The sequence below is a fragment of the Roseateles sp. genome (genome assembly GCF_031397715.1).
Classification (GTDB): domain Bacteria; phylum Pseudomonadota; class Gammaproteobacteria; order Burkholderiales; family Burkholderiaceae_C; genus Paucibacter_A.
Window position 1 is genome coordinate 1 of record NZ_JANNMI010000073.1, and the last position, 14,993, is coordinate 14,993.

The 14,993-nt window shown below is 61.0% G+C and carries 10 protein-coding genes; 6 read left to right on the forward strand and 4 right to left on the reverse strand.

Going from position 1 to position 14,993, the window contains the following annotated elements:
• Nucleotides 1-1,242: 1,242 nt before the first annotated feature.
• The 4 genes from RMO57_RS03310 to RMO57_RS03325 form a co-directional block, all read right to left on the reverse strand.
• Complete coding sequence (locus RMO57_RS03310; RefSeq protein ID WP_310384194.1) at nt 1,243-1,644, reverse strand: type II toxin-antitoxin system VapC family toxin; 402 nt, start codon at nt 1,642-1,644, stop codon at nt 1,243-1,245.
• 19 nt (nt 1,645-1,663) lie between these two features.
• A complete protein-coding gene (locus RMO57_RS03315) occupies nt 1,664-1,906 on the reverse strand; it encodes an AbrB/MazE/SpoVT family DNA-binding domain-containing protein (RefSeq protein ID WP_310384210.1) in 243 nt (80 codons plus the stop codon).
• A gap of 976 nt (nt 1,907-2,882) precedes the next feature.
• A complete protein-coding gene (locus RMO57_RS03320; protein ID WP_310384212.1) occupies nt 2,883-4,880 on the reverse strand; it encodes a monovalent cation:proton antiporter-2 (CPA2) family protein in 1,998 nt (665 codons plus the stop codon).
• A 31-nt stretch (nt 4,881-4,911) separates the two neighbouring features.
• The gene (locus RMO57_RS03325) at nt 4,912-5,301 is read right to left on the reverse strand and encodes a VOC family protein (protein WP_310384196.1); all 390 of its coding nucleotides are present in this window, start codon (nt 5,299-5,301) and stop codon (nt 4,912-4,914) included.
• Nucleotides 5,302-5,355: 54 nt separating this feature from the next.
• On the opposite strand from RMO57_RS03325, the gene RMO57_RS03330 reads away from it, so the two are divergent.
• From RMO57_RS03330 to RMO57_RS03355, 6 genes are all read left to right on the forward strand, one after another.
• Nucleotides 5,356-6,750: a pitrilysin family protein gene (locus RMO57_RS03330; RefSeq protein ID WP_310384198.1), complete on the forward strand. Its 1,395-nt coding sequence runs from the start codon at nt 5,356-5,358 to the stop codon at nt 6,748-6,750.
• A complete protein-coding gene (locus RMO57_RS03335) occupies nt 6,747-8,270 on the forward strand; it encodes a pitrilysin family protein (protein ID WP_310384200.1) in 1,524 nt (507 codons plus the stop codon). Before RMO57_RS03330 ends, RMO57_RS03335 begins: the two co-directional genes overlap by 4 nt.
• 119 nt (nt 8,271-8,389) lie before the next feature.
• Nucleotides 8,390-12,562: an EAL domain-containing protein gene (locus RMO57_RS03340; protein ID WP_310384202.1), complete on the forward strand. Its 4,173-nt coding sequence runs from the start codon at nt 8,390-8,392 to the stop codon at nt 12,560-12,562.
• Nucleotides 12,559-13,404 carry an HDOD domain-containing protein gene (locus RMO57_RS03345; protein WP_310384204.1) on the forward strand — a complete coding sequence of 282 codons (846 nt, stop codon included), beginning with the start codon at nt 12,559-12,561 and terminating at the stop codon, nt 13,402-13,404. Before RMO57_RS03340 ends, RMO57_RS03345 begins: the two co-directional genes overlap by 4 nt.
• 42 nt (nt 13,405-13,446) lie before the next feature.
• A complete protein-coding gene (locus RMO57_RS03350) occupies nt 13,447-14,433 on the forward strand; it encodes a histidine kinase dimerization/phospho-acceptor domain-containing protein (RefSeq protein WP_310384206.1) in 987 nt (328 codons plus the stop codon).
• 30 nt (nt 14,434-14,463) lie between these two features.
• A partial coding sequence (locus tag RMO57_RS03355; RefSeq protein WP_310384208.1) for an IS5 family transposase occupies nt 14,464-14,993 on the forward strand: 530 nt, incomplete at its 3' end.

The following is a 14,993-nucleotide window of genomic DNA, read 5'->3' on the forward strand; positions in this document are numbered from 1 at the left end:
CCAGAGCCGAGGGTCAAGTCTTTAATCGTTAGTAGATTAAGGCAAAGCCGAGGGTCAGGCAAAGCCGAGCACCAAAGCCGAGGGTCAAGTCTTTAATCGTTAGTAGATTAAAAGTCAAAGCCGAGGGTCAAGGTAAGGTCCAGAGCCGAGGGTCAAGTCTTTAATCGTTAGTAGATTAACGATTAAAGACTTGACCCTCAGCCGGCCCTCAGCCGCTGTGACCCTCAGCAGCCCGATTTAATCGTTAGTAGATTAACGATTAAAGACTTGACCCTCAGCCCTTGTTTTAACGATTAAAGACTTGACCCTCAGCCCTTGACTAGATTAACGATTAAAGACTTGACCCTCAGCCCTTGACCTAGATTAACGATTAAAGACTTGACCCTCAGCCCTTGACTTAAAGACTTGACCCTCAGCCCTTGACGACCCTCAGCCCTTGACCTCAGCCCTTGACCTAGATTAACGAATAAAGACTTGACCCTCAGCCCGACTTGACCCTCAGCCCGACTTTAACGATTAAAGACTTGACCCTCAGCCCGACGACCCTCAGCCCGACTCCCCTCAGCCCGACTCAGCCCGAGACCCTCAGCCCTTGACCGATTAAAGACTTGACCCTCAGCCCTCCAGCCCTCAGCCGCTGCTCGATTAAAGACTTGACCCTCAGCCGCCTCTTCATCACAAGAAACCTAACGCCAAAATTCAGGTGTTCGATCGGCGGCGAGCTGTCTCGGATTCAGGCTGAATTTCTTCATCCCTTTTAGCTTGGTCTGTCCGCAATTGTTCTACCGGCAGATGCCGGATGTTCGGCCCGGCATCGTGCGGGTAGTGCTGATGTGCCGAAGGTCAGGCTTGCTCGGCCTGTGCCAAGTTGGAGTTCACGGCGTTCACTCCAACCTACGTGCTGAATTTCAGCATCCCCTTCATCCCCTCCATCCAGGCCAAAAATTCAGCCTGGCCTTTCAAACCGCCACACATCGAGCTGTCGGCATCGCAAAGTTTCCAGACTGCTTGCGCAAGAAAAAAGAAATTTAGCCAGGATGAAGGGGATGGAAGGAATCAATGCAGTTGGCTTGGATTCGTCAACTGCCTGTTTAGCTCAGCGACCAAGGATCAACGGCCGGCCTTGGCGGATTCAGGCTGAATTTCTTCATCCCCTCCATCCCCTCCATCCTGGCCAAAAAATTCAGCCTGCCCAGTCAAACCGCCGCACATCGATCTGCCGGCCTCGCCAAATTTTCCGGCCTACCAAACCTGCAGCTTCAGGCGCTCGTTCACTTGCGCAAACGCCCGGTCACGGCTGACCAGGGTGGCGTCCACCGCCACCGCATGGGCGGCGATCATCATGTCAAAGTCGCTGAGATTGATGCCCTGGGCTTCCAGCGTGGCGCAAAACTCGCCGTAGCAAGTGGCTACCTGCTGATCCCACGGCAGCACGTCCACGCGCAGCAGCACTTGATTCATGGCATTGCGCAGGCGCTCGGGCTGGCCTTTGCGATGCATGCCGTATTCCAGCTCGGCCAAGGTGACGCTGGACATCACCACTTGCCCCACCGGCAACTGCGTCAAACGTCCCAGCAATTCAGCGTCGCGGCCCTGCATGATGTGGCTGACCACATTGGTGTCGAGCATGTAGCGCAGGCTCATGGCGGGCTGCTTTCAAAAGTCAAACTTCAAACGGGTCACGCCGGGCGTGGCTTTGGCGACGCTCCAAGTCAAAATTTTCGCCCTTGTTTTGAGCCACCGCATCAAGCAAGCCTTGCCAATCCGTGGGCCTGCGCGACAGCACGACATCACCCGTCGCCGGGTCGCGACGGATAAAGACCTCGGCCACGTCAAAGCGAAACTCGAGCGGCAGGCGTACCGCCTGGCTGCGGCCGGTGGCAAATATCTTGGCAGTTTGCTGCATGTCTGGCTCTTTGAAAACAACGGTATGTCTCATGATATTCATCAGCGTAGAAGTTGTCAAACTGAGGCGTCGAGTAGGCAAGGTTGCCGGCCTGCTCATGTGAGCAAAAAAGATGTTTAGCCAGGATGAAGGGGATGGAAGGGATCAATGCAATGGGTGCAAATTCGTCAACTGTCGGCTGAGCTCAGCGGCCAAGGATCACCGGCCGGCCTTGGCGGATTCGGACTGAAAGTGCAAGGCCGGGGCCAGGTCTAAAACTTAAAGGCCTGACCCGCAGGCTGGCGACTTGCGAGGTGCTGCGCGTAGCGCGCACCCCTCAAGGCGACGCGCAGCGAGCCGTGTTCTTGGAGTTCAGCCCCTTCTGCATGGGCGAAGAGCGGAGAATTTGCAGGGCGTCGCGCAGCGACTTCAAGCACTGGTTTCGCGCCCCTTGTTTGAACGCAGCGTAGCGAAGTGAGTTGGGCGCGGCCCGGCAAATTTGAGCATCTGAGCGAACCCGCAGGGCCATGCGGCAGGGTCGCCTTCTCTTGCCCTCTTCTCTTGGCGAGACAAGAGAAGAGGGTCGGCCGCCGGGGCGAACTCCCGGCATCGTGCGGGTAGTGCTGATGTGCCGAAGGTCAGGCTTGTTCGGCCTGTGCCAAGTTGGAGTTCACGGCGTTCACTCCAACCTACGTGCTGAATTTCAGCATCCCCTTCATCCCCCCATCCAGGCCAAAAATTCAGCCTGGCCTTTTAAACCGCCGCACATCGAGCTGTCGGCCTTGCAAAGTTTTCAGCTTGCTCGCGCCAACAGAAGATATTTAGCCAGGATGAAGGGGATGAAAGGGATCAATGCAATGGGTGCAAATTCGTCAACTGTCGGCTGAGCTCAACGGCCAAGCATCAACGGCCGGCCTTGGCGAATTCAGGCTGAATTTCTTCATCCCCTCCATCCCCTCCATCCAGGCCAAAAAATTCAGCGTGGCGCAGCCCCGCATTACCCTCTCAGCAGCTTCTCTTCCGCCAGCGCCAACGCCTCCGGCAACCCCGACAGCACCAAGGTGTCGCCGCTCGCCAGTTCCAACTGGTCATCGGCGTCCAGCACCCGGCCATTGGCGCGCCGCACCGACACCACCTTGACCCCCGCCGCATGCAAGGACAACAGCCCCAGCCGCTGGTGCACATAGGTGCTGCTGGCCGGCAGGGTGACGGTGCGCAGCCGGGCCTGTTGGCGCTCCTCGGCGGTGTCGTCGTCGGCGCCGTGAAAGTAGCCGCGCAACAGGCCATAACGGGCATCCCGCGCGTCACGGGTGAGCCGAATCACCCGCCGCATCGGCACACCCACCAGCGCCAGCGCATGGCTGGCCAACATCAGTGAGCCCTCAATCGCCTCCGGCACCACCTCGGTCGCACCCGCCGCGCGCAGGCGCTCCAGATCGGTGTCGTCAATCGTGCGCACGATCACCGGCACCTGCGGCGCATGTTCTTGCACCAGGCGCAAGATCTTCAACGCCGAGGGCGTGCCGGGGTAGCTGATGACCACCGCACTGGCGCGCGCCAGGCCCGCCGCCATCAGGCTTTGCAGGCGTGCGGCGTCACCAAACACCACGCTCTGGCCGGCGGCTGCCGCTTGGCGCACGCGGTCGGGGTCCAGGTCCAGGGCCATGTAAGGGATCTGTTCACCCTCCAGCAAGCGGGCCAGATTCTGGCCGCTGCGGCCATAGCCGCAAATGATCACATGGCTCTCGGCCTTGAAGGCCTTTTTGGCGATGCTGGTCAGCTGCAGCGACTGCATCATCCAGTCGCTGCTGGATAGCCTCATCACGATGCGGTTGCTGTACATGATCAAAAACGGCGCGGCAAACATCGAGATCACCATCGCGGCCAACACCGGGCTGACAAATTGCGGTGCCACCAGCTGGTGCTGCACGCCCAGGGTCAGGATCACAAAGCCGAACTCACCCGCCTGCGCCAGATAGATGCCGGTGCGCAAGGCCACGCCGGTGGGCGCCTTGAAGAGCCAGGCCAGGCCGGCAATCAGCCCGAACTTGATCAAGATCGGCAGCACGCTCAGCAGCAGCACCAACCACCATTGGTCAATCAAGGTGTGCCAGTCCAGCTTCATGCCAATGGTGATGAAGAACAGGCCCAAGAGCACGTCGTGAAAGGGCCGGATGTCGGTCTCCACCTGGTGCTTGAACTCGGTCTCGGCGATCAGCATGCCGGCCACAAAGGCACCCAGCGCCAGCGACAAGCCCATGTGTTCGGTCAGCCAGGCCAGGCCCAAGGTCACCAGCAGCAGGTTGAGCATGAACAGCTCATCGCTCTTGTGGCGCGCCACCCGGGTCAGCCACCAGCGCATCACTTTTTGCCCACCGACCAACAAAATCGTCAGCAGCACGGCCGCCTTGATGGTGGCCCAGGCAAGCGACTCGGCCATCTCGGCGCCGCCGCTGTTGAGTGCCGGGATCATCACCAGCAGCGGCACCACGGCCAAGTCCTGGAACAACAGCACGCCGATGACGCGCCGGCCATGCTCGCTCTCCAGCTCCAGGCGCTCGGCCATCAGGCGCGCCACGATGGCGGTGCTGCTCATCGCCATCGCGGCGCCCAGCACCAGGGCGGCCTTCCAGTCCAGCCCCCAGCTGTGGCCCGCCGCTGCCAGGCCCCAGGTCAGCAAGAACTGCAGGCCGACCGCCCCGACTATGGTGATGACCACCTGCCACAGCCCCAGGCCGAACACCAGCCTCCTCATGCTGTAAAGCTTGGGCAGGTTGAACTCCAGCCCGATCACGAACATCAAAAACACCACGCCGAACTCGGCCAGGTAGCGGATGCTGGCGGTGTCACCGGCCAACGCCAGCGCGTGCGGGCCGATCAAGACGCCGACCACCAGGTAGCCCAACATCGGCGGCAACTTGAGTGAGCGGCACACCACCACGCCCAGCACGGCGGCGACGAGGTAGAGCAGAGCTAAGTCCAGCGAGGTGATCATGGCCGCCATAGTAAGCGGCGTCTGTGGCGCATCAACTCATTGCGGTACACAACTCCACCAGCGTGCCGTCGGGGCAGCGCAGGTAGGCGACCGTCTGGCCCCAGGGTTTGGTCTTGGGTGCATTCAAGGCGGTTGCCCCGGCCTTGACGGCGCGCTCAAACGCCGCCGCCACATCGTCACAGACCAGGCCGATCTCGATCCCTAGCGGCGCGGCGCTGCTGCCGGCGGCGACGTAATCCGCGCCGACGCTGTCACGTGCAGTCGCGTGGTCCACAAAGGCCAGCGCGGTGGCGCCCGTCTCCAGCTCGCCGTAGCTGCCCGATTCATGTAAAAAGCGCGTGGCCAGACCGAAGGCGGCCTCATAAAAGGCCAGCGACGCGGCCACGTCGGCAACATAAGCAATCGTGTATGCGAATTTCATCAAGGCTCCTTGGTTCAGGCCGCTAGTCTGCCAGCTGCCAGATATGCTTGCTGCATGACGGATGCAGTATTTAGATTTTCAAGCCGCCGCCGCGATCTGCTGCGGGCCGGCGCGGGCCTGGCCGGCCTGTATGGGCTGGGCGCGCTAGCCGGCACGGCGCCGTTCCCGCAGCAGCAGCAGCAGCTGCAGCGGCGGGTTTTGGCGAATGGCCTGGAGTTCATCCAGCTGCCCAGCGGCGGCGCCTCGGTCGCGGTACAGCTCTGGTACCGGGTCGGCGGCAAAGATGACCCGGCCGGGCGCAGCGGCTTCGCCCATCTGTTTGAACACATGATGTTCAAGAGCACGCGCCATATGGCGAACGAGCAATTCGACCGCATGACCGAGGACGTGGGCGGCAGCAACAATGCTTTCACCGCCGAGGACGTAACGGCTTACCACTGCGTCGTGCCGGCCAACCATCTGGAGCCGGTGTTGTGGGCCGAGGCCGAGCGGATGTCCAACCTGACGGTGGATCAGGCGAATTTCGACAGCGAGCGCGCCGTCGTCAAGGAGGAATACGCCCAGAGCGTGCTGAGCGAGCCCTATGGCCGGCTCTTCCATGCGGTGCCCGGCTTTGGCTACCAGGTCCACCTCTACCGGCGGCCCGTGATCGGCAATATCGAAGAACTGGACGCCGCCACCCTGAGCGACGTCAATGAGTTCCATGCCAATTACTACCGGCCTGACAATGCCGTGCTGATCGTCGCCGGGGCTTTTGACGGCGCGCGGCTGGACGCTGCGGTAGAGCGTTACTTCGGCAGCATCGCGCGGCCGGCACGGCCGATTCCGCGCCAGCAGGTGGTCGAGCCGCGCCGTTTGCGTGACCAGACCCACCATCTGCCCAGCGCGCAGGCACCGCTGCCGGCCGCCCTGCTGATCTGGCAGGGGCCGCGCGCCGACAGCGCCGACGCTGCGGTCTGGCAGGTCGCCCAGGCGCTGTTGGCGCTGGGCGACTCGGCGCGCTTGAACGAGACGCTGGTGGCCCGCGACCAGCTGGCGCAAAGCGTGGGCTTCGAGGCGCAGCTGAATGCGCAAGCCGGCTTGCTGGTGGCCCATGCGGTGGCCGCCGAGGGCCGCTCGGCCGCCGCTTTGCAAGCGCCGCTGGCGCGAGAAGTGGAACGGCTGGCGGACGAACCGATCAGCGCGCGCGAGCTGGACAAGGCCAAGACCCAATTGCTGACCGCCGCCTTGGTCGCCAGGCAAACCCCGCAAGGCCAGGCCGAGGTGGTGGGGCTGGCGGCCACCCTGCGCGGCGACGCCGGCGCGGCCGCACACGACTTGGCGGCCTTGCAAGCGGTCACGGCCGCCGATGTGCAACGCGTGGTGCGCCGCGATGTGCAGCAGAGCGCGCGGGTGACGCTGCTGTACGGATCCGGTGTCGCAAGGCCGAGTCAAGGTCGCAGGGCATGAAGCGCTTTACCTGGCTGCTGGCCTTGAGTTTGTGCGGCTTTGCGCAAGCCGGTGACTTTGCGTGGCCGCCGCCGCCCGCGCCGGCGCAGCCCTTGCTGATGCCGGCGTTTGCGCAGGCGGCGCTGGCCAACGGCATGCGGTTGGTGGTGATCGAGCGGCGTGGCCTGCCTTTGGTGACGGCGCTGTTGAGCGTGCAGGCCGGCAGCCTGCTCGATCCGCCGGGCAAGAGCGGCTTGGCCGAACTCAGCTTCGGCGTGCTCGGCAAGGGCGCGCGCCGGGGCCCTATCAAGGCCGATGCCAGCGCACTGGCGGATGCCGCCGACACGCTGGGCAGCGGGCTGGACATCAGCACCGGCGCGCAGGCCAGCCGACTGGTCATGACGGTGATGACGCCGCACCTGGACGGCAGCTTGGCCTTGCTGGCCGATGTCTTGCGCGCGCCGACATTGCCGGAGCGGGAGGTCGCCAGCAGTCGGCTGCAGCTGCAGCAGACCCTCAAACTGGCGGCGGCCGACCCGGCGGTCTTGGCGCACAAGCTCGCCTGGCGCCTGCATTGGGGCGACGCCCCGCCCGGTCGCCTCAGCACCGAGCGCTCACTGGCGCGCATTCGACGCGACGATGTGCAGGCCTTTTGCCGCCAACACCTGGCGCCTGAGCAGACCACGCTGATCTTGGCCGGTGACCTCGATCTCGCCCAAGGCAAGCGCTTGGCCGAGCGCTACTTTGGCGGCTGGCGCAGAACTCACGCTGCGCCCAGGCAGACCCGATCCGAAACCTTGCTGGACCCGCAAGGCCTGGGCGCCCGCAATCTCTTGGTGGACCTGCCCGGCAGCGGCCAAAGCGCCGTGCTCTTGCTGGCGCCCTACCCGGCCCTCCTGCCCGGCCTTCCCGGCCTGCCCGGCCTGCCCGGCCCGGCCAACCGTGCCGACTTGCACAGCGGCGCCCTGGCCACGGCGATCCTGGGCAGCGGCTATTCCTCCCGCATCAACCAACAGGTGCGCATCAAGCGCGGCCTGAGCTACGGCGCCTACAGCAGCGCCGAATCCTTGCCCGCAGGCGGCCTGCTTTTGCTGAGCAGCCAGACCGAACACAGAAACGCCGCCGAAGTGGCGCAACTGCTGCGCAACGAGTTGCTGCGCTTGAGCAGCGAGCTCGTGCCGGCGGCTGAATTGCTGGCGCGCCGCAATGGTTTGATCGGCGACTTGGCCCGTCAAATGGAAACCACCCAGTCGCTCGCCGCGATGGCTGCGGAGCAGATCGAAAGCGGGCAAGCCTTGGCCGACCTGGCCACTTACGAGGCCGATATCGAACGCGTCAGCGCCGAACAAATCTTGGCCTTCGCGCAACGGTACTGGCCGCCGCAGGGGGTGCGCAGCGTGGTGGTCGGTGACCTGGGTTTGGCCGGCGACTCATTGCGGCTTCAGTTTCCGCACGCGGCGGTAATTCAGGCCGAAAATCTTGATTTGAGTGCCGGCAATTTGCAACGGCGGCCTGGGCAACCAGCACCAGGATCGGAATAATCGGGCAGGCCTCAAGTCTTTCAGAGCTTGGCCGATATCAGATCAGCGTTGGCGCCGACTTGGCGGCTCTGAACACCGAGGTTTTGCCGATGAAATTGAACCTGGTTGTGGAGCACGGCGTGACGCGCAAACTCTTTTGGGTTTGGCTAGGCGTCGTTGCCGCACTGCTGATGTTCTGGCTTTTGGTCGTGTCGGTCATGCACACCAAGGCGCTGCAAACAGGGGCGGCAGTCGCCACCGCTTACGTCAAGTTTGCAGAGGTTCACACCAGCGCATCCTTTGAATCAGCGGAACAATTGTTGCAACTGGTGCAGCTGAAGTTTGCCGCACTCAAGGCCGGCGGGCAACTGAGCACGGCCACCGCCAACGCGCTGCTGGTCAAGGAGCTGGCAGCGGCGCAGCACTTGAATGGGCTCTGGGTCATGGATAAGCATGGCCATGTCGTCTATGACACGCATGAGGGCACGGCGGATCTGGATCTCTCCGACCGGCGCTTCTTCAGCGCGCATGCGGCCGGCAGCGCCAGCACATTCTTCATCGACAAGCCGCTGCTGAGCCGGCGCACCGGCAAGTGGCAGCTCAGCGTGTCAGCGCCCATGCGTGCGCCGGACGGCAGCCTGCAGGGCGTGATCGCCGCGTCGATCGATATGCAATTTTTTGACAACCTCTGGAGCAATATGGATTTGGGGCCGGGCGGCTCCTTGGCCTTGTTGTCAATCGACGGCGACGTACTGATGCGCAGCCCGTTCTCGGCCACCTATTTCGAAAAAAACATCAAACACCGGCCGCTCTTTAGCCAGTACTTGCCGGCGACATCGCAGGGGCTGTATGTCGATGCCAGCCCCTTGGATGGGGTCTTCCGCACATTTGCCTACAAAAGGTCGGCGCGCATTCCAAAGTTTGTGTTGGTTGTGGGCGTCTCTCGGGCCCATCTGTTGCTGGCCTGGCAACAGTTCGCCTTGGCTTCATTTTTGCTGTGGGTTGCCGCGTCTGCTGCCCTGACTTGGTTCACCCAGAAGGTAGCGAAGGAGTGGGCGCAGCGGCGCAAGGCCGACGCGGCCAACCTTGCCAGCGAGCAGGCTTGGCGGGACATGTTTGCACACAGCCCGGTTGCGCAATTGCTGCGTTTGCCCTCGGCTGAAATCGTCACCGTCAACGCCAAATTCCTGTCCCTGAGCGGCTTGGAGGCCGCCAACTTAGTCGGCAGCGACTTCAACGCGTTGGGGTTTGTCGAACTTGAAAACCAGCGCCGTTATGCCGAATACAAACTCGATGGCGGAGACATTTTTGACGACATTCAGCAACTCCGGCGCCGCGATGGCGGGCTGCGCCTGGTCAGGATGTCGAGTTGCGAAGTCATCCGCGGCGGCGTGTTGCACCACCTGCATTCATTCATCGATGTGACGCAGGAGTACCAAGCTGCGACGCAGGCCTTCATCAGCCAGCGCGCCTTGGCCGAAATTTCACAAGGCGTTTTGATCTCCGATGCCCGCCGACTGACGATTGCGGTCAATCAGGCCTTTGAAACGCTGACAGGCTATACCGGTGCCGAACTGCTCGGGCGACCTTGCTCGATCTTGCAAGGCCCGTTGACAGACCCAGAGACGGTGGCGCAAATCCACACAGCGCTCGGCCAGCAGCAGGCGTTCAAGGGCGAGCTGCTGAACTATCGCAAGGACGGCACGTTATTTTGGAATGAGCTCAGCATCAACCCCGTGCTGGATCAGAGCGGCGCCTTGCTGTACTTTGTGGGGATTCAAAATGACATCACCCAGCGCAAGGTGCATGAGCAGCAACTCAAGCTGACCGAAAAGGTCTTCAACCAAAGCAAGGAAGGCATCACCATCACCGACCCGGCCGGGCTAATCATCAAGGTGAATCAGGCCTTCACCGAAATTACCGGCTACTCGGAAGCCGAAGTGCTTGGCAAGAACCCCAGAATGTTGTCATCAGGGATGCATGGCCTCGCGTTTTACCAAGCCATGTGGGCCGAAGTGCTGGGCCAAGGCAGTTGGTCGGGCGAGATCTACAACCGGCATAAAAACGGGACCGTTTTCCCGGAGCTTCTAACGATTGCGGTGTTGCACGACGCGCACGGCAACATCTGCAATTTTCTGGGCAACTTTACCGACCTCACGCAGGCCAAGGTCGCCGAGAGTCATATACACCGCCTGTCACATTTTGATGCGCTGACCGGGCTGCCGAATCGAACCCTCGCGCAGGATCGCACCGCGCACGCCATCAGCATGGCGCTGCGCAGCAATGAACAGCTCGGCATGATGTTGATCAGCTTGGATCATTTCAAAACCATCACCGAAACCATGGGCCACCATGTGGGTGACAAGTTGTTGATCGAGACGGCCAAACGCTTGTCTGACTCGGTGCGGGATCAAGACACCGTCTCACACCATGCAGGCAAGGAGTTCTTGCTGATGCTGCCGGCCACCAACCCGGAGGGTGCCGCGCATCTGGCCGCCGAAGTGCTGTGGAAACTATCGCAGCCGTTCAAAATTGGCGGGCAGGAATTTGAACTTACCGCCTCCATCGGGATTGCCACCTTCCCAGATAACGGCGCCAACTTTGAATCTATATTCAAATCGGCCGAGATTGCGCTGCACCGCGCCCAATCCAGTGGCCGCGACAACTACAAGTTCTACAGCGACAAGATGTACCAGGATGTGCTGGCGCACGAAAATACCGTGCGAGCCTTGCGGCTGGCCACCGAACTGGGCGAGTTTCAGGTGCTCTACCAACCCCTGGCCGATTTGCAGACCGGCAGCATTTGCGGCATGGAGGCATTGCTGCGCTGGCATCGGCCGGAGTTGGGGGTGATTTCGCCGAGCGTTTTCATTCCAATTGCCGAACAGTCGGGCCTGATGATCAAGATCGGGCTTTGGGTGTTGCGGCAGGTCTGCAAAGACCTGCGAATATGGCTCGACCAGGGCCTGCTGCCGCCGCCCGTCGCGGTGAATGTTTCGCCCTTGCAGTTTGATGATCCGAATTTGGCGCGGGCCTTCTGTGCGGTATTGGCCGAACAAGCGATTACCCCCGCGCTGATTCAGCTGGAGGTCACCGAGTCCGCCTTGATGGATGATGTGGCCCGCTGCGAAGCGATGTTGCATGAACTCAAGGACGCCGGTTTCCGACTGTCGCTGGATGATTTTGGGACCGGCTATTCGTCGCTGAATTACCTCAAGCGCTACCCTTTTGACAAGGTCAAGATCGACCAGTCTTTTGTACGCGATATCGACAATACGCGGGCCGACACCGTGATTGCCAAGATCATCATTTCAATGGCGCACGGCCTGGGTTTGCGGGTGATTGCCGAGGGGGTAGAAACCGAGACGCAATGCGAGATCTTGCGCAGCAATGTCTGCGATGAAATTCAGGGCTATTTGTTTTCTCGGCCGGTGGATGCCGCCACGCTGGCAAACCTATTGACCGAGCGGCACCGGCTGCCGGAGCATCTCTTGCGTTTTCGCAAGCCGCAACGCACGTTGCTGTTGGTGGATGATGAACCCAACGTGGTGTCGTCACTCAAACGACTGTTCCGCCGCGACGGCCACAAAATCTTGTCGGCCAGCAGCGGCGCCGAAGGGCTGGAGTTGCTGGCAAAGAATCAAGTCGACGTGATCATCTCCGACCAGCGCATGCCGGGTATGACCGGGGTGGAATTTTTGCGTGAGGCCAAACTGCGCTTCCCCGGCACGATTCGTATTGTGCTGTCGGGCTATACCGAGCTGCAGTCGGTGACCGATGCCATCAACGAAGGCGCCGTCTATCGGTTTTTGACAAAACCTTGGGTCGACGAACAACTGCGAGAACAAATCGACAAGGCGTTTGAACACCGGGAGTTGATTGAAGAGAACCAGCAACTGGATATCAAGATTCGGACGACCAATCAGGAGTTGGTGGCGGCCAATCGGCAATTGAATGTCGTCGTGAACGAAACGCACCAGCAGGTGACGGCCGATGCCACCAGCTTGGCGGTTGTCCACGAGGTTTTGCAATATGTTCCGACGCCGGTGATTGGCCTTGATGATGAAAATATCATCGTCTTTGCAAACCGGGCCGCCGAGCATTTGCTGTCGAACAACGGCCCCTTGCTGGGCTTCGCCGTCGCCGATGTCTTGCCTGAGTTGCATGCAATGGTGGTGTCTTCACCCGCGCGCACCGTCACCGCGGTGGAGGTGGCCGGCATGAAATTCCAAATGTGCTGGAACGACATGGGCGCCAGCTCCCAGTCAAGCGGCAAGTTGCTCACGCTGGCCGCGCAGCCACCCGCACCATGAATACGCTGACGATGGATCTCGTCTTGTCCAAGGTCAACGCCTTGCCTTCATTGCCCGCGTTGGTGTTGGAGCTGCTGGCCAGCATCGACCAAGAAGACAGCAATGCGGACGCGCTGGCCGACAAACTCTCCCAGGATCAGGCCTTGACCGCCAAGACCTTGCGTTTGGCCAATTCCTCGTTCTATGGCATGCCGCACCAAGTCACCAGCATGCAGCAGTCGATTGCCATCCTCGGCTTCAGGACGATACGCAGCCTTGCGACGACGGCGGCCTTGATCGGCGCGTTTCCGAGTGCGGCCGGCGCCGGCTTTGATATGGGTGGTTTTTGGCGCCACGCCTATGCCACGGCCTTGTTTGCGCGCGAGCTCGCCCCGACCTTGCAGGTCAACCCCGAGCAGGCGTACACCGCCGGTTTGCTTCACGATATCGGCCTGCTGGTGCTCGTTACTCAGTTCACCGACCATTTTGCTGCCGTGCTGGCCTTCCAAAGCCAAGCCGATCAGACCCCCTTGTTGGAGGCCGAGCGGGCCACCTTGGGTCTGGACCATGCGCGCATCGGGCATGCGTTGACGTCGCACTGGAAGTTTCCTGAGGCCTTGCAGCATGCGGTGACCGACCACCATCAACCGGCCGCGCCGGATGAGCCGGCGCTGATCAGCTTGGTGCGCTGCGCAGTGGCCCTCGCCGTCGCCATCAGCCCCGCCATGGACGCGGCGCAGCCAGTGCCGACGGAGGTGCTGGGCATTTGCCAGGCAATCGGGCTGGACCCGGCCGCCAGCGAAGCCCTGGTGGCCAAAGTCAAGCATCACTACGAGGCCGCCAGCTTGCTGCTGGCGGCCTGACCGACGCGTCTGTGCGTTCGTACTCCAGCCGGTGCCCACCTCATGAATAGCTCGCCGAAAGACACTTTGGTTTTGCTCGACGAAACGCCCGCGCCGGAGCCCGCCCAGGCGCCGCAAGCCAGCAAGCCGTGGTGCGTTTTGTTGGTGAGCGATGAAGAAGAGGTGCATAAATCGACCGCCCTCGCCCTGGATGGGTTTGAGTTTGAGGGCCGAACTCTGGAGTTGCTGCGTGCGTTTTCGGGCGCGCAGGGGCGCGCTATTTTCGAGGCGCACGATGACGTGGCCCTGGCCATCGTTGATGTGGTGATGGAAACGCCGAGGGCCGGGCTTGATCTGGTGCGCTACGTTCGCCAAGAGCTGGGCAATCATCAGACCCGGGTCGTGCTGCGCAACGGACAGGCCGCCATGGCGATCGAGGACGTTGTGCGTGACTACGAAATCGACGACTACCAAGACAAAGCCGAGCTCACGGTGCAGAAGATCCGCAAGCTGTTGTACGGCCGGCTGCGCTCCTACGGGCAGCTTTGCCTCATTCGAGCGCAGGCGCAACGAGAGTTGGCGCAAAGCCATGCGGAAGTGGCGGCTCTTGCGGCCAAATTGTCGTTCGCTCAGCAGCATCTTATTCAGTCGGAAAAAATGGCCTCGATTGGTCATTTGGCGGCCGGTGTCGCGCATGAAATCAATAATCCAATTGGCTACATATTCTCCAACTTCGGCACCTTGGAGAAGTACCTGGCTCAGTTATTCAAACTGCTTAACCACTACCAGTTGGCCGAGTTGACGCACGGTAATCCGCAGGTTGTGGCGAATTTGGCGGCGCTGAAACAAGCAATCGAACTCGAATTCCTGAAGGAAGACATTCCGGCACTGATGGCTGAATCAGAGGAAGGGATTTTGCGAGTACGCAAAATCGTTCAGGACTTGAAAGATTTCTCCCATGCCGGCACTGCGCAAGATTGGCAATATGCCGACTTGAATAAGGGCATCGAGTCAAGGACATCCTGCATAACTCCCAACTTTGTGAGGTAGGCGTAAGCCCGCAGAAGCAAAATATCAGCCATGAAACAGGCCTCTTTTGACATCACCCTCAGCGTCAAGAAAACTCGCAAGTCCGAGTTCCTTGGGCAGATGGAGTTGGTTGTTCCGTGGAAGGCGTTGGTCGAGTTGATCGCGCCGTTTTATCCCGAAGGCCGCACGGGCCGGCCGCCGTTTTCCCTGGAGGCCATGCTGCGCACACACTTCATGCAGCAGTGGTTCACCTTGAGCGACTTGGCCATGGAAGAGGCGTTCTTCGATACGCCGATCTATCGTGAGTTCGCCAAGTTGGATGCCTGGGGTCGCCTGCCCGATGAATCCACCATTTTGCGATTCCGCCATCGCCTGGAAAAACACAAGCTCGCCGAGCAAGTCCTGGCCATCGTCAACGAGATGCTGGTCGAGCGCGGATTGCTGCTCAAGGCCGGTACGGCTGTAGACGCCACCATCATTGCGGCCCCTTGTTCCACCAAGAACAAGGACAAGAAACGAGACCCGGAAATGCACTCGACCCAAAAGGGCAAGCAGTGGTATTTCGGCATGAAAGCGCATAT

Coding starts and splice junctions, on each gene's coding strand:
- RMO57_RS03310 (WP_310384194.1), bottom strand. CDS start 1,644: ATGAGCCTGCGCTACATGCTCGACACCAATGTGGTCAGCCACATCATG.
- RMO57_RS03315 (WP_310384210.1), bottom strand. CDS start 1,906: ATGCAGCAAACTGCCAAGATATTTGCCACCGGCCGCAGCCAGGCGGTA.
- RMO57_RS03320 (WP_310384212.1), bottom strand. CDS start 4,880: ATGATCACCTCGCTGGACTTAGCTCTGCTCTACCTCGTCGCCGCCGTG.
- RMO57_RS03325 (WP_310384196.1), bottom strand. CDS start 5,301: ATGAAATTCGCATACACGATTGCTTATGTTGCCGACGTGGCCGCGTCG.
- RMO57_RS03330 (WP_310384198.1), top strand. CDS start 5,356: ATGACGGATGCAGTATTTAGATTTTCAAGCCGCCGCCGCGATCTGCTG.
- RMO57_RS03335 (WP_310384200.1), top strand. CDS start 6,747: ATGAAGCGCTTTACCTGGCTGCTGGCCTTGAGTTTGTGCGGCTTTGCG.
- RMO57_RS03345 (WP_310384204.1), top strand. CDS start 12,559: ATGAATACGCTGACGATGGATCTCGTCTTGTCCAAGGTCAACGCCTTG.
- RMO57_RS03350 (WP_310384206.1), top strand. CDS start 13,447: ATGAATAGCTCGCCGAAAGACACTTTGGTTTTGCTCGACGAAACGCCC.